Raw genomic sequence first — 18721 nt, 5'->3', positions numbered from 1 at the left:
GCGTCAGTGCGCCGAGAGGATGGTGAGCACCTCGTCGGTGCGGCCCTCCCTCTCGGCGAACCGCAGAAAGCCGACCCGACTCACGAGAATCTCGCGCGCATCCGGCTGTGAGGCGAGGATCGACATGGTCTCGTCGAGGAATTCCTCGACGGGCATGGCGTTCGGGTCGTCTTCCTGGCCCATGAGGCTGGTGGCGACGGCGGGAGGTGCGAGTTCGAGCACCTCGATCGAGGTGTCGGCGAGCTGCACGCGCAGGCTCTGCGTGAACGAATGGATGGCGGCTTTGGTCGCGCTGTAGGTCGGCGTGGCCGGCAGGGGTACGAAGGCGAGGCCGGAGGAGACGGTCATGATCGTGGCGCTCGGACGCGACGCCAGATGCGGCACGAGGGCGGCGATGAGCCTGATCGGGCCGAGGAGGTTCGTGGTGATCGTGCGCTCGGCGGTGTCGAGGAAGCCGGCGGAATGCAGGTCTTCGGGCTGCATGATTCCGGCCATCAGAATGACCGTGTCGAGTTCGGGGTGCTCGGTGACGACCCGCTGCGTGGCACGTTCGATCGAAGCGGCGTCGGCGGTATCGATCTGCACGGAGTCGATTCCCGGGTTCTCCGCGACGATGCGATCGAGCAGTTCGGTGCGTCGCCCTCCTACGATCACGTGATTGCCGGCTGCCTGAAAACGCAGAGCCAGACCGAGTCCGAGTCCCGACGTGGCGCCGGGGATGAAAATGGTGTTTCCGGTGATGTTCATGGCTCCACTCAACACCGATCGACGGGGGTGCAGAAGGGAGCGTTTGTCCACGGATTCGCAGTCCCTTGTTGCGGGGACTGCGCACCGCCACGATGGTCACATGGACAGACCCGCACTCGCCGACTTTCTCAGACGCCGCCGGGAGGCGTTGCAGCCGCGCGACGTGGGCCTGCTCGACGGACCGAGACGGCGGACGCCCGGTCTGAAGCGCGAGGAGGTCGCTCTCCTCGTCGGCATGTCGACCGACTACTACTCGAGGCTCGAGCAGCAACGCGGTCCGCAGCCATCGGAGCAGATGGTCGCTGCGATCGCTCGCGGACTCCGGCTGACTCCCGATGAGCGCGACCACCTGTTCCGGCTCACCGGTCACAACGCGCCGCGTCGCGCACTCGCGACCCATCACGTGGCGCCCGCCCTCATGCGCGTTCTCGATCGGCTCGACGACACCCCCGCCCTCGTTCTCTCCGACCTCGCGGAGACGCTGGCACAGAACGACATGGCCACAGCGTTGCTCGGCGACGAGACGCGGTTCACCGGTCTGGCGGCGAGCGCCGTGTACCGCTGGTTCACCGACCCTGAGGCGCGCAGCCGGTATCCGCAGCGAGACCACGATCATCAGAGTCGCATCCAGGTCTCTGCGCTGCGGGCCGCGGTCTCCGCCTCGGGCGAGTCCGAGCGTGGTCGGGCGATCGTCGCCGAGCTGCTGGCGTCGAGCGAGGAATTCGCGACGATCTGGGAACTGCACGAGGTGCGCAACAGATTCGACGATCACAAGACGCTCGTGCACCCGGAGATCGGCGAGATCGAGGTCGACTGCCAGGCGTTGTTCACCGAGAATCAGGCGCAGACGCTGCTCGTGCTCACGGCGTCGCCGGGCAGCGAGGCGGCGGAGAAGTTGGCCCTGCTGCGGGTTGTCGGCAACCAGACCTTCGCCTAGGCTTGATCGACGTCCCCGAATGGGGGCCACCGGACGAGGGCGCAGTACCCGGAACGCGACAAGACTGACCACCGCTAAGGAGCGCAGCAGTCATGTCATGGATCGTACTCATCGTCTCGGGAATCCTCGAAGCCGTGTGGGCAACAGCCCTGGGCAAGTCAGAGGGTTTCACTCGGCTCTGGCCGAGTCTCATCTTCGTCGGCGCGCTCGTGCTGAGCATGGCCGGGCTGGCGTATTCGATGCGCGACATCCCGGTCGGCACGTCGTACGCCGTGTGGGTCGGCATCGGAGCCGCGCTGACAGTCGGCTATGCGATGTTCTTCGGGGGAGAGGGAGTCTCGATCGTGAAGCTGCTTCTGGTGCTCGGCATCGTGGCCTGCGTCGTCGGGCTCAAGGTGCTGCACTGAGGCCGGTCGTCACCCAGACGGCCACGACCGACAGTGCGGCGATGAACACCCACGAACCGAGACCCACGATCAGAGCCTTCCAGCCCGTGCGCGCCAGCTCGGCGAATCGGATGCCCGTGCCCAGCGCGAACAGGGCTGTGGCGAGCAGGGCCGTCTGCACCACATCGGCCACCGCGGGCAGCTCGGGAGTCAGCGGCACGAACGTTCGGATCAGAACCGCCGCAATGAAGCCGAGCACGAACAGGGGAACGATCGGCGGGCGCTTCGAGGGTGCTTCGTCTGAGGAGAGCGGGGTGCGGCGGCGCTCGACGGCACCCACGATGGCCACAATCGGGGCGAGCGTGAGAACGCGGGTGAGCTTCACGACCACGGCGGCAGCCAGGGCGACGGGCCCGGCGATCTGAGCGGTCGCCACGACCTGACCCACGTCGTGCACGCTGAGCCCGACCCAGGTTCCGAACTCCGAAGCGTCGAAGCCCAGGGGGATGCGGGCGAGCGGCAGCAGCACGATCGCGAGGGTGCCACACAGCGTGACGAGAGCGATCGGGGTGGCGCTCTCCGAGTCTTTGGCGCGCGTGACCGCGCTCATGGCGCCGACGGCGGATGCGCCGCAGATCGAGAAACCGGCGGCGATGAGCAGCGGCTGGTAGCCGGGCAGGCCGAGCATGCGGCCGAGCAGCAGGGTGACGCCGAACGTGAGGACGACCACCAGGACGATGGCGATGATCGTGACCACGCCGAGGCCGGCGATGTCGACGAGGCTCAGCTTGAGGCCGAGAAGCACGATGCCGATGCGCAGCAGGCGTCGTGCCGACAGCGAGAGTCCGGCCTTCAGTGGGCCGTCGAGCAGAGGCCGCAGCGCCGGAATCTGAGCGACGACCACGCCGAGCGCCACGGAGACGGTCAGCAGAGGCAGGGCAGGAAACGCGAGATGCAGCACGAACGCGATGCCGGCGGCAGCAGCGGCGACGAGCATGCCCGGTGGCCAGGCACGAAGCGTTGACCGGGTCATCGCCAGGTGGGCAGCCAGTAGTGCAGCGAGAGCAGCCAGCCGGGAATCTCCTGCGCTGTCCACACGGGATAGAAGAACACCGTGACGGCCGAGCAGATGATCAGGAACGCGATGACCGCGCGCACGCCGCCCACTCGCATCCATCGGGGGTCTGTGCGTTTACCCAGCGCCAGACCGATCACGAAGACCAGCCCAAGGATCAGATACGGTTCGAAGGCGATCGTATAGAACTGGTAAATCGTGCGGTTCACGTAGAGCAGCCACGGCAGATAGCCCGCGACCATGCCCACGAGTATGAACCCGACGACCCACTCGCGTTTGCGGATCAATCGGAAGACCAGGTAGAGCAGCGCCGCCGTTCCCGCCCACCAGATGATGGGGTTCGCGATCGAGGTGATGTTCTCGTAGCAGGTGTCTGCCCCGCAGCCGCCCTGACCGTTGTCGAGGGTTCTGATGTACATCTGCGTGGGGCGGATGAGGAACAGCCACGAGAAGGGGTTGGCCTGATACGGATGGGGTGTGTGCTCGTTGACGTGGTAGTTGTACACCGCTGCCTCGAGATGCCAGAAGTTCTGTGCCCAATTGGGAACCCAGGCGAGCGGGCCGGTCCAGTGCTCGCCCGACGTCTGCACCCACTGCCGGTACATTCCGCCCGAGGTGAGGAACCAGCCCGACCAGGTGGAGAGGTAGGCGACGATCGCGATCGGAACGGTCAGCAGAAAAGTGATGGGCCCCTGCTTGAGGATCGCCCCTGCAGCCCACAGCGGCAGCCCTGCTCGGCGGCGTGCGAGGGCATCGACGACGACCAGATAGACGGCGAAGGCGGCGAGAAAGTACAGGCCAGACCACTTGACGCTCGAGGCCAGACCGAACAGGATGCCTGCGGCGAGCACCCAGGGGCGCCACCAGAGCGCTGGTCCCCACCGGGCGACCCGGCCGAGCTTCTCCGAGACCATGACCTTCTCGTCAAGCCGCCTCGCGTGCCACTCGCGATCCATGAGAACGGCGCCGACTCCGGCGAGGGCGACGAGCGCGAAGATGCCGTCGAGCAGTGCGACGCGGCTCATGACGATGGCGTGGCCGTCGATGGCGATGAGGAAACCGGCGACCGTCGCGAGGAAGGTGGAGTTGAACAGCTTCTTGGCCACGAGCGTGGTGAGGAGCACGAGGAGGATTCCGCAGACGGCGACCGAGATGCGCCAGCCGACGCTCGAGTCGGCGCCGAAGACGGCCAGACCGAGTGCGATCACCCACTTTCCGAGCGGCGGATGGACGGCGAAGGACCCCTGCTGAAGGAACCCGTCTGTGTCGCCCGCGTTGAACGCCTCATCGGCATCGGCCGGCCAGGTCGACTCGTAGCCGTTGCGCAGCGTCGTGTAGGCATCCTTGACGTAGAACGTCTCGTCGAAGACCAGCGAGTGCGGATGCCCGAGATTGACCAGGCGCAGGATGGCGGCGAGGAGAGTGACGGCGATCGGCCCGCCCCACGCCCACAGGCGCTGTCGGCCGGGCGTGGAAAGGAGACGGCCCCACCACTCGTCGAGTCTCGACCCGGTCGGCTCGGGCTGCGCCGGCGCCTGCAACTCGGTCTGCGCCGCGAGCGTCTCGTCGAAGTCGATCGGGGTGCGGGGCTCGGTCACCTGCCCCATCGTAGGTGCCGTCGCCGACGCCGCCGAATCACGCGTCCGGGGTGCCGTCCCCGCGAAAGACCCAGAAGCGCATCCCGAGGAAGATTCCGGTCGCGACGACGACGATGGCACCCAATTGCACGACGAGCGCATTCCACCCGATCAGCTCGACGAACAGCGCGAGGATCGCGACGTTCAGGGCGTAACCCGCAAGGTTCACGACGACGAATCGAACCAGGGAGCGTCTGGCGCTGCCCGTGTGGCGGAACGTGAACGAGCGATTGGCGACGTAGCTGACGACCATGCCCGTGGCATACGTGATCGTGGCTGCGGCGATAGACGGCATTCCGGCCAGTGTCAGGGCGACGAAGATGCCGTACGACAGCAGGTTGTTGAGGCCGCCGATCAGGCCGAAGCGGAGCACACGACTCTGCCACAGGGTGGCGACGAAGGAGCGTCCGTCTGATTTCGTCATGCGTGCCCTCCGTCTCGCCGCCGCCCGATGCTACCCGACCGACGTGCGAAGGGTCAGCGCTCGATACGCTGAGGCAATGATCATCCTCGCGGGCACGCCCATCGGCAATCTGAAGGATGCGTCGGTGCGTCTCGTCGAGACGCTCGAGGCCTGCGAGCTCATCGCGGCCGAAGACACCCGGGTCGCGATCAAGCTGCTGCGTGCCCTGAACCTCGAGAACCGGCCGCGGTTGGTCGCCCTGCACGATCACAACGAGCGGGAGAAGGCGGCGGAACTCGTGGAGTTCGCCCGCACTGCCGACCTCGTCGTGATGAGCGATGCGGGCATGCCGACGGTGTCCGATCCGGGGTTCCACCTCGTGGCCGCCGCCGTCGCCGCGGGCGTCGAGGTCACCGCGATCCCGGGCCCCTCCGCCGTGCTCATGGCGCTCGCGGTGTCGGGTCTGCCCACAGACAGATTCACCTTCGAGGGGTTTCTGCCGCGCAAGCAGGGTGAGCGGCTTCAGGTTCTGGGAGCGCTGGCCCGGGAGCGGCGCACCATGGTGTTCTTCGAGTCTCCGAACCGCATCGCCGCGTCTCTCGCCGACATCGCCGCAGCCCTCGGCGCGGACCGCCGAGTGGCGGTGGCGCGGGAACTCACGAAGATGTACGAGCAGGTGAAACGCGGCACGGCATCCGAGTTGCTGGAATGGGCCGAGGCCGGCGTGAAGGGCGAGATCGTGATCGTCGTCGCCGGTGCAGAGCCGCTCGAGGTCGACCTGGCCACAGGGGTCGTACAGGTGCTCGAACTGGTCGCCGACGGCACGAGGCTGAAGGACGCGTCGGCTGCGATCGCCGAGGCCACGGGACTCTCCAGGCGCGACCTGTACGAGGCGGCGTTGGCGCAGCGCACGGGGCGCACCCCCGCGAACGAGCACGCGCAGCTGCCTCTTCTGTAGCTCGTAACACGGGCAGGTGCACTCGAGCCGCGCCTTTATGATGGGGAGCATGTCCGACGGCTCCTCGTTTTATGTCACCACGCCTATTTTCTATGTGAACGACGTGCCCCACATCGGGCACGCGTACACAGAGGTGGCCGCCGACGTGCTCGCGCGCTGGCACCGTCAAGCGGGTGACGACACCTGGTTCCTCACCGGAACCGACGAGCACGGGCAGAAGATCCTGCGCACGGCCACCGCCAACGGCGTCACTCCCAAGGAGTGGGCCGACCGCCTGGTCGAGACGGCATGGCAGCCCCTGCTGAAGACGATCGACATCTCGAACGACGACTTTATCCGCACGACGGATGAGCGCCACGAGGTCAACGTGCAGCTCTTCCTCCAGCGCCTCTTCGATGCGGGGTACATCTACACCGGCGAGTACGAGGGCTACTACTGCGTGGGCTGCGAGGAGTACAAGGCCGACAGCGACCTCGTCGACGGCACGGGCGAATACGCCGGCCAGAAGGTCTGCGCGATCCACTCGAAGCCCGTCGAGCTGCTGAAGGAACGCAACTACTTCTTCAAGATGAGCGAGTTCAGCCAGCGGCTGCTCGACCTCTACGACGAGAACCCGAACTTCATCCAGCCCGAGAGCGTGCGCAACGAGATCGTGTCGTTCGTGCGACGGGGTCTCACCGATCTGTCGATCTCGCGGCAGACGTTCGACTGGGGCGTGAAGGTTCCGTGGGACGAGTCCCACGTCGTCTACGTGTGGTTCGACGCGCTGCTCAACTACATCACCGCGGCCGGCTACGGCTATGACGACGAGGCCTTCGCGCGGCGTTGGCCCGCGACCCACATCGTCGGAAAAGACATCGCCCGCTTCCACGCCGTGATCTGGCCCGCGATGCTGATGGCCGCCGGTCTCGAGGTTCCGAAGCAGGTCTTCGGCCACGGGTGGCTGCTCGTCGGCGGCGAGAAGATGTCGAAGTCGAAGCTCACCGGTATCGCCCCGAACCAGATCACCGACACCTTCGGCTCCGACGCGTTCCGCTACTACTTCATGCGTGCCATCAACTTCGGCCAAGACGGTTCGTTCAGCTGGGAGGATCTGTCGGCCCGCTACCAGGCCGAACTCGCGAACGGCTTCGGCAACCTGGCGTCTCGTGTGATCGCCATGGTCACCCGCTACTTCGACGGCGTCGTTCCCGACGCCGGGGTTCTGGATGCGCCGGACCAGGCGATCCGTGACACCGAGGTGCGGGTGACGGCCGCCGCCGACGACGCCATCTCGCGACTCGCCATCCACGAGGCCATCGCCCAGGTATGGCAGCTCGTCGACGAGCTGAACGGGTACATCACGCTGCAGGAGCCGTGGGCGCTCTCGAAGGACCCGGCGAACCGGGAGAGGCTCGGAACCGTGCTCAACACGGCGGTGCGCGGAATCGGAACCCTGGCGGTGCTGCTTTCGCCCGTGATCCCCGAGGCCTCGAGCAAGCTGTGGACGGCGCTGAACGGTGCGGGTGCGGTCTCCGACCAGCCCATTCGATCGGCGTTCGACTGGGCAGGTGGCACGACGGTCTCTGCTCTCGAGCCCCTGTTCCCGCGCATCGAGACGAGCGAGTCCGACGGGTCGGCTGCGTAGTCGTGCCTACTGATCACAGCTATCCGCCGCTGCCCGAGCCCCTCGTGGTGGGCGTGTACGACAACCACACGCACCTCGACCCGCCCCCGTCGACAGGCTCAGGCAACGAGGAGGGCGAGGGCCCCGAACGCGAGGTACTCGACTACCTCGAGCAGCTCGACCGGGCGTCGAGCGTCGGTGTACGCGGAGTCGTGCAGGTCGGCGGAGACGTCGAGTCGAGCATCTGGGCGGCCGAGCAGGCGGCACGCGAGCCGCGCATGCTGGCGGCCGTCGCCATCCATCCGAACGAGGCACCGCGCTACGACGAGGCGGGTCGGCTCGATGAGGCCCTCGCCGTGATCGCCGAGCTCGCCACACGCCCGAGGGTACGGGCAATCGGCGAGACGGGGCTGGACTTCTTCCGCACGCCGGAAGAGGGACGTGCTGCTCAGTTCAGGTCGTTCGAGGCGCACATCGAGATCGCCAAGACGAACGGACTGGCCCTTCAGATCCACGACCGCGACGCGCACGACGACGTCATCGAGACGCTTCTTCGGGTGGGAGCGCCGGAGCGCACGGTCTTCCACTGCTACTCGGGCGACGGCGCGATGGCCCGCATCTGCGCCGACAACGGCTGGTACATGTCGTTTGCTGGAACCGTGACGTTCAAGAACGCCGAGAATCTGCGCGACGCCCTCGAGATCGCCCCGCGTCAGCTGCTGCTCGTCGAGACGGATGCGCCGTTCTTGACGCCGACACCGTTGCGGGGGCGGCCGAACGCTCCGTATCTGCTGCCGCACACCCTGCGGTTCATGGCGTCGCATCTCGGCACCGACGTATCGATGCTCGCGGCTCAGATCACCTCGAACACCGAGCTCGTCTACGGCACCTGGGATTCAGAGCCGGTGACGGCCGAATGACGCTGTTGGGGCCAGCGGAGATCCGCGACCTGGCGGAACTGCTCGATCTGACACCGACGAAGAAGCTCGGTCAGAACTTCGTGATCGACGGCAACACCGTGCGCCGAATCGTGCGCGTCGCGGGCGTGCAGTCCGGGGAGACCGTCGTCGAGGTGGGGCCCGGGCTCGGGTCGCTGACCCTCGGCATCCTCGAGACCGGAGCCTCGGTGGTCGCCGTCGAGATCGACAAGAGGCTTGCGGCCCAGCTGCCCGACACGGTTCGCGCGCTGCAGCCGAACGCCCGGCTGACGGTCGTGCGCGACGACGCCATGAGCATCCAGAGCCTGCCCGACGAGCCCGTGCGGCTCGTCGCCAACCTGCCCTACAACGTCTCGGTTCCGGTTCTGCTGCACTTCCTCGAGCACTTCCCCTCGATCCAGTCGGGCGTCGTCATGGTGCAGGCCGAGGTCGGACATCGGCTCGCCGCTGTTCCCGGATCGAAGATCTACGGCAGCCCGAGCGTGAAGGCGGCGTGGTACGGCGACTGGAAGACGAGCGGAAACGTGAGTCGCCAGGTGTTCTGGCCGGTTCCCAACGTCGACTCCGTGCTCGTCTCGTTCCAACGCCACGAGACGCTTCCCGACACCGAAGAGGTGCGCGTACGCACCTTCGAGGTCGTCGACGCCGCGTTCCAGCAGCGGCGCAAGATGCTGCGTCAATCGCTCATCCCGGTCTTCGGCGACACCCAGCAGGCGCAGGAGGTTCTCGAACGCGCCGGCGTGGAGCCCACGATGCGCGGAGAAGCCTTGGCGATGGAGGATTTCCACCGTATCGGGCGCGCGGCGTTCAAGAACTAAGCAATCGTCATTACCGCCTGTGACGCTCGCGTGCGTGACGGCACGAATCGCTTGCTAGCGTTGGATCGCACCCCTCCCGACAGCACACACCCTGGAGACTTCCATGTCCACTCTCTCTCGGCGCATCGGCGCCGTCGCTCTCACGGCCGCGCTCGTCGCGGGCGTCTCCGCGTGTTCGAGCTCGTCAGGCTCGTCGTCCGACGAACCATCGGGAGACAAGTCGATCATTCTCATCACCCCGACCGCCGTCGGATCGAACAACTTCCTGAAGCTCGCCGTCGAGGGCGCGAAGGCTGCGGGCAAGGCGAACGGCGCGAAGGTCGACGTCTACGAGAGCAAGGACCCGGCGTCGATCCAGCAGAACGTCGACGAGGCCGTCCGTGCCGCTCCCGACGTGATCATCGGCGTCTCGTTCAACGTGCTCGATCAGGTCACCGCTGCCGCCACAGACAACCCCGACCAGCAGTTCCTGCTGATCGACACGTCGGCCGAGAAGCCCACCGACAATCTGACCGCAGCCGTGTTCAAGGAATACGAGTCCAACTACCTCATCGGGGTCGAGGCTGGCCTGCTCACGAAGACCAACAGCATCGGCGCGATCGGCGCGCTCGACACCCCGTTCATCCACCGTTGGATCGACCCCTATTTCGCGGGCGCCAAGAGTGTGAACCCCGAGGTCAAGACGACGCAGCAGTACGTGGGCGGCGACAACCCCTTCGGTGACCAGGCGCGAGCAAAGGCTCAGGCCCAGATCATCGCCGACTCGGGCGCCGACTACGTGAACGCGGCCGCCTCGGCCGGAAACCTCGGCGTGTTCGAGGCAGCAGCGGCCGGCAGCTTCAAGGCGTTCGGCGTCGACGCGAACCAGTGCCTCGAGTCGCCCGGAAACGTGGTCGACAACTCGATCAAGCGAGTCGACGTCGCGATCGAGAACGCGGTGAAGGACATTTTCGCGGGCGACGGAGGCGGCTTCAAGTCGTATGGTCTCGCCGAGGGTGGCGTCGGAGTCACCGGTCTCGAAGACGACGTCGCGTCGTCGAAGTGCCTCATCGCCGAGCACCCCGATGTGATCGAGAAGGTCAAGGCCGTTCGCGACCAGATCATCTCGGGCGAGGTCGTCGTCGAGGATCCCCTCACCGCCGGATGAGCACTGCCGCGGTAGAGCTGAGATCGATCAGCAAGAGGTTCGATGCCGTCGTGGCGAACGACGGCATCGACCTCGTGCTGGCCAGGGGCACCGTGCACGCGGTGATGGGAGAGAACGGCGCGGGAAAGTCGACGCTCATGTCGATCCTGTTCGGTCTCGTGCGCCCCGATTCGGGTGAGATCGTCGTCGACGGCGAGGCGCGCACGTTCTCGAGCCCGCTCGACGCAATCGCCGCCGGTCTCGGCATGGTTCACCAGCACTTCCGGCTTTTCGACTCGATGACCGTAGCCGAGAACGTGGTCTTCGGTGCAGAGCCGACTCGCGCTGGTCGCATCGACCGGGGTGCTGCAGACGCACGGGTTCGCGCCCTGGCCGAGCGCTACGGGCTCGACACCGATCCACAGGCCCGGGTCGGAGACCTCTCGGCGGGAGCGCGTCAGCGCGTCGAGATCCTCAAGGCACTCCACCGCGATGCGCGCATCCTCATCCTCGACGAGCCGACCGCGGTTCTCACCCCCTCCGAGGTGACATCGCTGTTCGCCGTGATCCGGCGCGCGGCTGAGGCCGGTACGACCGTCGTTCTCGTCACGCACAAGATCCAGGAAGTCCTCGACGTCTCGACGGAGGTCACCGTCCTGCGCGACGGCCGTGTGTCCGGTCGCTTCACGACCGCCGACACGACGGCGGCCGAACTCGTGCGGGCCATGACCGGGCGAGACATCGAGACCGTCGCGAACCCGGGAACCGGAACGCTGGGCGACACCGTTCTCGAGGTCGAGGGGGTCTCTGTCGTGGACGCGCGGGTGGAGCGGGTCTCGAACGTGTCGCTCTCTGTTCGCCGAGGGGAGATCGTCGGCATCGCCGGCGTCTCGGGCAACGGACAGCACGACCTCGTGGCCGCCATCCTGGGCACGGTCCCCGTGTCGGCCGGCCGCGTCGTGCTCGGCGGTGACGACGTGACGCGCGCATCCGTCGCTTCTCGTCGAACAGCCGGTCTGGCCGTGATTCCCGAAGACCGTCGGGGTGAGGGCAGCGCGGTGACGATGTCGATCACCGAGAACCTCTCGCTCGGCCACCACAGGCAGCCGCCGATCGGCAGGCCGAAGGGCTTCGGCAGGGGCTGGATGTCGCTGGCCGGGGCGCGGAGGCGCGCCAGCGAGCAGATCTCGTCGTACGACATCCGCACCTCGGGCGAGAAGCAGCCCGTCGGGTCTCTGTCCGGCGGAAACGCTCAGAAAGTGGTGATCGCCCGAGAACTGTCGTTCGAGGCGCCGCTGCTCATCGCCGAGCAGCCCACACAGGGCGTCGACGTCGGGGCGATCGAGGCGATCCACGGCCGCCTGCTCGACTATCGCGCATCGGGTCGTGGCATCCTGCTCGTGTCGCACGAGATCTCCGAACTCCTGGCCCTGGCCGACCGTGTTCTGGTGATGTTCGCGGGCGAGATAGTGGCCGAATTCGACCGAACGCAGGCCAGTGCCGAGCGCATCGGCGCGGCGATGGCCGGAGCCGCGGCAGCGGCGGGCGAGGAGTGGACAGCATGATCGCGCGCCTGACACGTCATCCGGCGGTCGTGCCCATCGGGGCCGTCGTTCTCGCCATCCTCATCGGTGCGGTGATCATCATCGTCGCCGGGCTCAACCCCATCGACGCCTACGCCGCCGTGTTGCAGGGCTCGCTCGATCCCCGCAACCTCGACTACACGTTCTCGGTCTGGGGCTTCATCTGCGGGATGGGCCTCGTCGCAGCCATTCCGCTGCGCATGGGCGAATTCAACCTCGGTGGAAACGGCCAACTCGTCTTGGGCGGCGTCACCGCCTACGTCGTCGCCAGCCAGCTCGGTCTGCCCGGAATCGTCGCCGTGCCGCTCGCTCTGATCGCCGCGATGCTCGTGAGCGGTGGATTCGCCGCCGTCTCGGCGCCCCTGGCCACGCGCTTCGGCATCCCGATCATCATCTCCACCCTCCTGCTGTCTCCCGTTGCCGTGGCCGTCGCGTCGTACCTGGTGCGCTTTCCGCTCGCCGAGAAGGGATCCGGCACCGCCCAGACTCCCGTGCTGCCCGAGGACGCGCACATCTGGAGTCTGGGCGATCTGCGTTACACGACGGTCGGACTGCTGCTCATCATCGCTGTCATGGTGATCTTCTATGTCGTCGATTCGCGCTCGGCGGTGGGTTTCGAGCTGCGCGTCACGGGCGCGAACCGTCGCTTCGGCGAGTACGCCGGACTCAAGCCGGGGCGGCTCGCCCTGGGAGCCATGGGCTCGGCGGGGGCTGTCGCCGGCCTCGTGGGCGCGATCATCGTGCTCTCCTCGCCCTACCGATTCATCGACGGGGCGCTCATCTCGCCCGGCTACACGTTCGCCGGGCTCGCGGCGGCGCTTCTCGCCGGAGGCCGCCCCGCCCTCGTTCCGGTCACCGCCATCCTGTTCACCATCCTGCAGGTCGGGGGAGCGAGCATGGAGCGCACGGCCGATGTGCCGCGACAGCTCTCGGATGTGCTGCAGGGCGTGGTCATCGTTATTCTCGCGCTGCGCGTCGTGCTCGATGCCCGCCGAGCCGGTGCAGGGAAGGACAGCTGATGAGCATCTTCGAGTGGAGCTTCGTCGCCGCGGTGCTCACCAGCGCGACGCCCATTCTCTTCGCGGCCCTCGCGGGAGCGCTGTGCGCCCAGGCGGGGGTGTTCAACATCGCGCTCGAGGGTCAGATGCTGTGGGGTGCCTTCGCCGCGGTCGTGGGCAGCTACTACACCGGAAACGCCTGGGCCGGAGTGCTCATCGCCGTGCTCTCCACAGCGATCTACTCCGTGATCCTCGCCGTCGGCGCCGCGCGGTGGAAGGCCGATCCGATCATCATCGCGATCGGCACGAATCTGCTGTCTCTGGGGCTTACCGGCTTCCTCCTGCGGGTGCTCTTCGACACCTCGGGTTCGTTCGCTCCTCAAGGGCTCGCCGGTATCGGAACCATGCCGTTCCTGGCGGGCATCCCGGTGATCGGCGATATCTTCGCGGGCCAGTCCGTGTTGGTGCCGCTGGCGTTCGTGCTCATCGTCGCGGCGGGTCTGTGGCTGCGATTGACGCCCGGCGGTCTCCGCCTGCGCGGCGTGGGCGAGCATCCGGATGCCGCGGCCACGCTGGGCATCGGCGTCGCCCGGTACCAGACGTGGGTCACCATCCTGGGCGGCGGACTCTGCGGCCTGGCCGGCGCGCAACTGTCGCTCGGCAACGTCACCCTGTTCACCGAGAACATGACGGCGGGCCGTGGCTGGATCGCCGTCGCCGCCGTGATCCTCGTCGCCAATAAGGCGTTCTGGCTGCCGGTGGCCTGCCTCGGCTTCGGTGCCGCTGAGGCCCTCGGGTTCCGTCTGCAGGGCATCGGAGCTCCGCAGCAGCTCACGGACGCCGCCCCCTACGCCATCACCCTCGTCGTTCTCGTGATTATGCGCATCGTCGTCACCCGGCGACGCACGAACACCCTCGTTCCCAAGGAGACCCTCGCATGACCGCAGCATCGCCGCACGACGTTCGCCACATCATCGTCGACACCGACACGGGCATCGACGACGCTCTCGCACTGCTCTACCTGGCCGGCCGGGAAGACGCGGAGATCTCGGCGATCACCAGCGTCTGCGGCAACACCCCCGTGGAAGACGCGGTGGCGAACATCGCTCGCGTGCTGAAGATCGCGGGACTCGAGGACACCCTCGTGGCGCGGGGAGCCGAGGGGCCGATCAACGGCGAGCCGCGCATCGCCGGTCACGTGCACGGACACGACGGCCTCGGAGACCTCTACAGCGAGAAGCTCACGCCACGCAACCTGTCGCCCCTGTCGTCGGCCGAGCTGCTCGTCGAGCTCGCCCGATCGCGCCCCGGCTATTACGACCTCCTGCCGATCGGACCGCTCACCAACGTCGGCCTCGCCCTCGAGATCGAACCCGAGCTGCTCACGCTGTTCCGCTCGACGGTCATCATGGGCGGCTCAGGCCCGTTCCCGCCTCTCGGCACCGTGCAGATGGTCGACGCGAACATCCACAACGACGCCATCGCCGCAGCACGCGTGTTCGCCGCTGAACGCACGAACCTCGTGATGGTGGGCGTGAACGTGACGGCGGGCACGATCGTCGACGAGGCGGCCGTGCAGTCGCTGCATCGAGCGGGAACGGAGTGGGGCACGTTCTCGGCCGACATCCTCGAGGCCTACATGGACTTCTATCAGTTCTCGTGGGGACGCCGCGTCTCTCCCGCCCACGACGGGCTCGCAGCAGCTCTGCTCGTGCAGCCCGAGTGGATCACCTCGTCGATCACGGGGCCCGTGAACATCACCACCGACGGCTTCGCGACCCGGGCCCACCTCGTGCGCACCGACGAGGGTCTGCCCGTGAGCTGGCAGGTCACACCGGCTCCCGACACGCAGGTCGTGCTCGATGTCGACAGGCAGGCGTTCCTCGCCGACTTCGTCTCGGTACTGGCCGGACTCGGTCGCGCGTAGCCCGCGGTCGGATCGCCCCTCCGGTTGCATATAGGTTGATTGCATGGTCACTCAGAGGGCGCTGTCGACAGTGCACGTTCGGGCGCCGGGAAAGATCAACGTCTTCCTGAAGGTCGGGGCGGTGATGGACGACGGGTACCACGACGTGGCCACGGCGTATCAGGCCGTCTCGCTCTACGAGAACGTGCGGGCCACGATCTCCGACGACTTCTCGGTCTCTTTCAGCGGCAGCATCGACTGCTCGGGCCTCGAGGTCGACGGCACCAACCTCGCCATCCGGGCAGCACGCATGCTTGCGCGCAAGGCCGGCTACCGCGGCGGCGTCCACCTCGACATCGAGAAGAACGTGCCCATCGCCGGGGGGATGGGCGGTGGATCGGCGGATGCCGCCGCGACGCTCGTCGCCTGCGACACCCTGTGGGGAACCGACCTGGGCCGAGACGAGCTCCTCGGTCTCGCATCCCGTCTCGGAGCCGACGTCCCGTTCGCGCTTACCGGCGGAACGGCCATCGGAACAGGTCGCGGCGACCAGCTCAGCCCCGCTCTCGCCAAGGGCTCCTTCCAGTGGGTTCTCGTGCTCGCCGACTTCGGATCGAGCACGCCCGAGGTGTACCGCGAGCTCGACCGGCACCGCGATCGCCATGCTCAAGACATCTTTCCCGCGCAGACCCAGCCGACGGTCGACACCGCCGTGCTGCAGGCGCTCCGGTCGGGCGACTCCCTCGTGCTCGCCGACGCGCTCTACAACGACCTGCAGGCCCCCGCCCTACACCTGAACCCGGCGCTCACGGGCATCCTCGAACTGGGCGAGGCCAACGGTGCGCTCGCGGGCATCGTGTCGGGATCTGGCCCCACGGTCGCGTTTCTCGCCGAGAACCTCGATGCGGCCCTCGAACTGCAGATCGCGCTGAGCGCCGCTCGGCACCGGGTCGTGCGCGTTACGGGTCCGGTGCACGGCGCGCGCGTCATCGGCGACTAGACGTCGTGAGCACACCCACGGTTCTTTTCGCACCAGGGGCAGGAGGAGATCCTGCTCGCTATTCCGTTCTCATCGATGCCATCCGCGACGCAGGATTTCATGTCGTCGCCCCACAGAGCGAACGCTTCGACCCGCGAACCGTCACCACGTCGCAGTTGCAAGCGCGGGTAGACGGCCTGAACCGTGCCCTCGCGGAGGATGGCGACGTCGATTCGGCGGTGAGCGTCGTCGGACACTCGATCGGCGCCTGGGCAGCGCTCTGTCTGGCGGGAGCCCAACCGTGGGGCAAAGACGGTCAGCCCATCGACGTGAGCTCGAACCCGCGCGTGACCCGACTCGTGCTCCTCGCTCCTACCGTCGGATGGTTCGCCGCCCCTGGAGCGCTCGATCATGTTGTGGCGCCCGTGTACGTTCACGTCGGCGCTTCAGACACGGTAACCCCGCCGGGCACTGCTTCGGTGCTTCGCTCGGCACCCAGCATCGCGGTCATCAGTGAGCACTCGAACGTGGGGCACTACGACTTCATGAGCACGTTGCCGCCTCACATTTCGCCTACGCCAGGTCTCGATCATGCTGAGTTCCTGCGCGAACTGGCTCAGACGATCACAGCGCAGCTGCGCTGACCGCGACCTACGACGCGGGGTACGTGCTCAGCTCGAGGATGTCGTGGCCAGCGAGAGCAGCGCGCCCGCCGAGGTCGTCGAGTGCGATGACCACGCCGATGCCGGCGACGACCCAGCCGGCCCGCTCGGCGAGTTTCACGACGGCCGCGAGTGTGCCTCCGGTCGCGAGAAGGTCATCGAGGATGACGACGCGCGAACCTCGGGGCAGGATGTTCGGCTGCACCTGCAGCGTGGCGGTACCGTACTCGAGCGCGTAGTCCTCGCTCAGCAGCTCGCCGGGGAGCTTGCCCGCCTTGCGCACCGAGACCATCCCCACCGTGCGCGCGTAGGCCATGGCCGCGGCGATGCCGAACCCGCGTGCCTCGATGCCGAGCACCGCATCCACCTGGCCCCAGTCGTGCGAGGCGAAGGCGTCGACGACCGACGCGAACGCCTCGCCGTTCGCGTAGACACTGGTCACGTCTCGGAACAGGATGCCCTCGCTCGGGAAGTCCTGCACGGTGAGCAGATGGGCGTCGATCAGTTCGGCAGTCGTTTCAGCGGGCATACCTTCACGCTACCGGCGCTCGGCCCCACCGGATGACGAGGTGCGCCGACGAGGAGCGATAAGTTTGAGCGATGATCGACTCCTCATCCCTCGGTGACGACGCGCTGGCGTTGCTGCGCGACCTCATCCGCAGCGCGTGTGTGAACGACGGAACCTACGCATCCGGCCAGGAGAAGCGGAACACCGACGTCTTGACGCGATTCTTCGAGGGAGTGGATGTCGACCCGGTCGTCATCGAGTCGGCCCCGGGCCGAGCGACGCTCGTCGTGCGCATCCCCGGCACCGACCCGAACGCGCCGTCTCTCGCGCTGGTCGGGCACATCGATGTCGTCCCCGTGATGCACGGCGGTTGGACTCACGACCCGTTCGCCGCGGACATCGTGGGCGACGAGCTCTACGGGCGGGGCACTCTCGACATGCTCTATCTGACGGCGGCCTACGCGGTGGCGACCCGCGCCGCGGCATCCGAGGGTCGTGCCTTGCGCGGCGACCTCGTGTTCGTGGCGGTCGCCGACGAAGAGGGCGGCAGCCGGCTCGGCATCGAGTGGCTCATGAAGCACCACCCAGAACTGATCGACGCCGACTATGTGCTCACCGAGTCGGGCGGCGTGCCCGTCGGAGGCTCGGCGGGAGCGCCGCACTCGGTGACCGTGACGGTGGGGGAGAAGGGGCTGGCCCGGAGGCGGCTGCTGATCCGGGGAATCCCCGGTCACGGTTCTGCGCCGTGGGGGTCGTCGAACGCCGGCGTGATCGCGGCCGAGGCGGTGACGAGGCTCACGCGTTTCGCGCCACGCGCCGTCATCGGCGACTACTGGCCGCGCTACGTCGACGCTCTCGCCCTCGACCAGGACGTGTCGAGGCGACTCACCTCCGTCGCCGAGATCTTGGGGGCGCTTCCGGCGCTCGGCGAACTCGCGGGGTACGCGCACGCCACGACGCACACGACCATCTCGCCCAACGTGATCCGAGCGGGCGACGCGATCAACGTGATTCCGGGTGAGGCGAGTATCGACCTCGATATCAGACAGCTGCCCGGCGTGTCTCCGGAGGCGGTCGATGCGTATGTCATGGCCGCGCTCGGCGACCTGATGCAGCACATCGAGATCGTGGATGTCGTCGGTGCGTCGTTCAGCCCGGCTAACGTCTCGCCGATGGATACGCCGCTCTTCGACGTGCTCGCCGAGGTCATCGACGAGGCGTACCCGGGGGCTGTTCCGCTGCCGATCATCGCGGCGGGCGGGTCGGACGCCCGGTTCTACCGCGCGAGGGGGCGACGGGCCTACGGATTCTCGGTGCTGTCACGGCGTTGGGACTACGGCCGATTCCGTCACCTCATCCACGGCAACGACGAACACATCGACCTCGAGTCGGTCGCGCTCACCGCGCGCGCTCTCGACTCGGTCGTCAGGCGTTTTCTGGGCTGACCGGCGGGG

General features: G+C 67.3%; 19 protein-coding genes and 1 riboswitch. Of the genes, 14 read left to right on the top strand and 5 right to left on the bottom strand.

The genetic code is table 11. From position 1 onward, the window contains the following. Nucleotides 1-3 precede the first annotated feature (3 nt). Nucleotides 4-747 carry an SDR family oxidoreductase gene (locus ASF79_RS10060; RefSeq protein WP_055854375.1) on the bottom strand — a complete coding sequence of 248 codons (744 nt, stop codon included), beginning with the start codon at nt 745-747 and terminating at the stop codon, nt 4-6. A gap of 100 nt (nt 748-847) precedes the next feature. On the opposite strand from ASF79_RS10060, the gene ASF79_RS10055 reads away from it, so the two are divergent. Both ASF79_RS10055 and ASF79_RS10050 read left to right on the top strand, forming a co-directional pair. Then, the gene (locus tag ASF79_RS10055) at nt 848-1684 is read left to right on the top strand and encodes a helix-turn-helix transcriptional regulator (protein ID WP_055854371.1); all 837 of its coding nucleotides are present in this window, start codon (nt 848-850) and stop codon (nt 1682-1684) included. A 6-nt stretch (nt 1685-1690) separates the two neighbouring features. Beyond that, a riboswitch (guanidine-III (ykkC-III) riboswitch) is annotated at nt 1691-1757 on the top strand. Between the two features lie 19 nt (nt 1758-1776). Further along, a complete protein-coding gene (locus tag ASF79_RS10050; RefSeq protein ID WP_055783358.1) occupies nt 1777-2091 on the top strand; it encodes a DMT family transporter in 315 nt (104 codons plus the stop codon). Here the strand turns inward: ASF79_RS10050 and ASF79_RS10045 are convergent. The 3 genes from ASF79_RS10045 to ASF79_RS10035 are packed head-to-tail and all read right to left on the bottom strand — an operon-like array spanning nt 2075 to nt 5206. Next, entirely contained in the window at nt 2075-3103 is a 1029-nt protein-coding gene (locus ASF79_RS10045; protein WP_055854367.1) for a YeiH family protein, read from the bottom strand. The genes ASF79_RS10050 and ASF79_RS10045 overlap by 17 nt on opposite strands. Beyond that, entirely contained in the window at nt 3100-4752 is a 1653-nt protein-coding gene (locus ASF79_RS10040) for a phospholipid carrier-dependent glycosyltransferase (RefSeq protein ID WP_082495798.1), read from the bottom strand. The genes ASF79_RS10045 and ASF79_RS10040 overlap by 4 nt, the downstream gene beginning before the upstream one ends. A gap of 28 nt (nt 4753-4780) precedes the next feature. Next, a complete protein-coding gene (locus ASF79_RS10035; protein ID WP_055854363.1) occupies nt 4781-5206 on the bottom strand; it encodes a GtrA family protein in 426 nt (141 codons plus the stop codon). Nucleotides 5207-5282: 76 nt separating this feature from the next. On the opposite strand from ASF79_RS10035, the gene rsmI reads away from it, so the two are divergent. The 11 genes from rsmI (at nt 5283) to ASF79_RS09980 (ending at nt 16741) form a co-directional block, all read left to right on the top strand. After that, nucleotides 5283-6143, top strand: coding sequence for a 16S rRNA (cytidine(1402)-2'-O)-methyltransferase (gene rsmI / locus ASF79_RS10030; protein WP_055854360.1), 861 nt, complete (start codon nt 5283-5285; stop codon nt 6141-6143). Nucleotides 6144-6192: 49 nt separating this feature from the next. Continuing rightward, nucleotides 6193-7770, top strand: a complete 1578-nt coding sequence (metG, locus tag ASF79_RS10025; protein ID WP_055854357.1) for a methionine--tRNA ligase — start codon at nt 6193-6195, stop codon at nt 7768-7770. A 2-nt stretch (nt 7771-7772) separates the two neighbouring features. Then, nucleotides 7773-8669 (top strand): TatD family hydrolase, encoded by an 897-nt coding sequence (locus ASF79_RS10020; RefSeq protein WP_055854352.1) that lies wholly within the window; start codon nt 7773-7775, stop codon nt 8667-8669. Continuing rightward, entirely contained in the window at nt 8666-9505 is an 840-nt protein-coding gene (gene rsmA, locus ASF79_RS10015) for a 16S rRNA (adenine(1518)-N(6)/adenine(1519)-N(6))-dimethyltransferase RsmA (protein ID WP_055783342.1), read from the top strand. Before ASF79_RS10020 ends, rsmA begins: the two co-directional genes overlap by 4 nt. A gap of 103 nt (nt 9506-9608) precedes the next feature. Next, nucleotides 9609-10652: a BMP family ABC transporter substrate-binding protein gene (locus ASF79_RS10010; RefSeq protein ID WP_055783339.1), complete on the top strand. Its 1044-nt coding sequence runs from the start codon at nt 9609-9611 to the stop codon at nt 10650-10652. Next, a complete protein-coding gene (locus ASF79_RS10005; RefSeq protein ID WP_055854349.1) occupies nt 10649-12196 on the top strand; it encodes an ABC transporter ATP-binding protein in 1548 nt (515 codons plus the stop codon). Before ASF79_RS10010 ends, ASF79_RS10005 begins: the two co-directional genes overlap by 4 nt. Continuing rightward, nucleotides 12193-13233 carry an ABC transporter permease gene (locus tag ASF79_RS10000; protein WP_055783333.1) on the top strand — a complete coding sequence of 347 codons (1041 nt, stop codon included), beginning with the start codon at nt 12193-12195 and terminating at the stop codon, nt 13231-13233. The genes ASF79_RS10005 and ASF79_RS10000 overlap by 4 nt, the downstream gene beginning before the upstream one ends. Continuing rightward, a complete protein-coding gene (locus tag ASF79_RS09995) occupies nt 13233-14153 on the top strand; it encodes an ABC transporter permease (protein WP_055854345.1) in 921 nt (306 codons plus the stop codon). Before ASF79_RS10000 ends, ASF79_RS09995 begins: the two co-directional genes overlap by 1 nt. After that, the gene (locus tag ASF79_RS09990) at nt 14150-15139 is read left to right on the top strand and encodes a nucleoside hydrolase (protein ID WP_055854342.1); all 990 of its coding nucleotides are present in this window, start codon (nt 14150-14152) and stop codon (nt 15137-15139) included. The genes ASF79_RS09995 and ASF79_RS09990 overlap by 4 nt, the downstream gene beginning before the upstream one ends. 43 nt (nt 15140-15182) lie before the next feature. Further along, nucleotides 15183-16118: a 4-(cytidine 5'-diphospho)-2-C-methyl-D-erythritol kinase gene (locus ASF79_RS09985; protein WP_055854339.1), complete on the top strand. Its 936-nt coding sequence runs from the start codon at nt 15183-15185 to the stop codon at nt 16116-16118. Nucleotides 16119-16123: 5 nt separating this feature from the next. Next, entirely contained in the window at nt 16124-16741 is a 618-nt protein-coding gene (locus ASF79_RS09980) for an alpha/beta fold hydrolase (RefSeq protein WP_055854336.1), read from the top strand. A 7-nt stretch (nt 16742-16748) separates the two neighbouring features. On the opposite strand, the gene ASF79_RS09975 is transcribed toward ASF79_RS09980, so the two are convergent. Further along, nucleotides 16749-17288 (bottom strand): adenine phosphoribosyltransferase, encoded by a 540-nt coding sequence (locus ASF79_RS09975; protein ID WP_055854333.1) that lies wholly within the window; start codon nt 17286-17288, stop codon nt 16749-16751. 71 nt (nt 17289-17359) lie between these two features. Between ASF79_RS09975 and ASF79_RS09970 the strand changes: the two genes are divergently transcribed. Next, entirely contained in the window at nt 17360-18712 is a 1353-nt protein-coding gene (locus ASF79_RS09970) for a M20/M25/M40 family metallo-hydrolase (protein WP_055783316.1), read from the top strand. Nucleotides 18713-18721 lie beyond the last annotated feature (9 nt).

Origin of the sequence: Agreia sp. Leaf335 (genome assembly GCF_001423605.1) — a bacterium.
In the GTDB taxonomy this organism is placed as follows: domain Bacteria; phylum Actinomycetota; class Actinomycetes; order Actinomycetales; family Microbacteriaceae; genus Agreia.
The sequence above is the reverse complement of the archived record's forward strand: the minus strand, read 5'-3'. Positions and strand labels throughout refer to the sequence as shown.

Excerpts from the sequence above, each read along its gene's own strand:
- rsmA (WP_055783342.1), top strand. The coding sequence starts at position 8,666 with ATGACGCTGTTGGGGCCAGCGGAGATCCGCGACCTGGCGGAACTGCTC.
- ASF79_RS09995 (WP_055854345.1), top strand. The coding sequence starts at position 13,233 with ATGAGCATCTTCGAGTGGAGCTTCGTCGCCGCGGTGCTCACCAGCGCG.
- ASF79_RS10040 (WP_082495798.1), bottom strand. The coding sequence starts at position 4,752 with ATGGGGCAGGTGACCGAGCCCCGCACCCCGATCGACTTCGACGAGACG.
- ASF79_RS09985 (WP_055854339.1), top strand. The coding sequence starts at position 15,183 with ATGGTCACTCAGAGGGCGCTGTCGACAGTGCACGTTCGGGCGCCGGGA.
- ASF79_RS10035 (WP_055854363.1), bottom strand. The coding sequence starts at position 5,206 with ATGACGAAATCAGACGGACGCTCCTTCGTCGCCACCCTGTGGCAGAGT.
- metG (WP_055854357.1), top strand. The coding sequence starts at position 6,193 with ATGTCCGACGGCTCCTCGTTTTATGTCACCACGCCTATTTTCTATGTG.
- ASF79_RS10045 (WP_055854367.1), bottom strand. The coding sequence starts at position 3,103 with ATGACCCGGTCAACGCTTCGTGCCTGGCCACCGGGCATGCTCGTCGCC.
- ASF79_RS10005 (WP_055854349.1), top strand. The coding sequence starts at position 10,649 with ATGAGCACTGCCGCGGTAGAGCTGAGATCGATCAGCAAGAGGTTCGAT.
- ASF79_RS10000 (WP_055783333.1), top strand. The coding sequence starts at position 12,193 with ATGATCGCGCGCCTGACACGTCATCCGGCGGTCGTGCCCATCGGGGCC.
- ASF79_RS10050 (WP_055783358.1), top strand. The coding sequence starts at position 1,777 with ATGTCATGGATCGTACTCATCGTCTCGGGAATCCTCGAAGCCGTGTGG.
- ASF79_RS10010 (WP_055783339.1), top strand. The coding sequence starts at position 9,609 with ATGTCCACTCTCTCTCGGCGCATCGGCGCCGTCGCTCTCACGGCCGCG.
- ASF79_RS09970 (WP_055783316.1), top strand. The coding sequence starts at position 17,360 with ATGATCGACTCCTCATCCCTCGGTGACGACGCGCTGGCGTTGCTGCGC.
- rsmI (WP_055854360.1), top strand. The coding sequence starts at position 5,283 with ATGATCATCCTCGCGGGCACGCCCATCGGCAATCTGAAGGATGCGTCG.
- ASF79_RS09975 (WP_055854333.1), bottom strand. The coding sequence starts at position 17,288 with ATGCCCGCTGAAACGACTGCCGAACTGATCGACGCCCATCTGCTCACC.
- ASF79_RS09990 (WP_055854342.1), top strand. The coding sequence starts at position 14,150 with ATGACCGCAGCATCGCCGCACGACGTTCGCCACATCATCGTCGACACC.
- ASF79_RS10055 (WP_055854371.1), top strand. The coding sequence starts at position 848 with ATGGACAGACCCGCACTCGCCGACTTTCTCAGACGCCGCCGGGAGGCG.
- ASF79_RS10060 (WP_055854375.1), bottom strand. The coding sequence starts at position 747 with ATGAACATCACCGGAAACACCATTTTCATCCCCGGCGCCACGTCGGGA.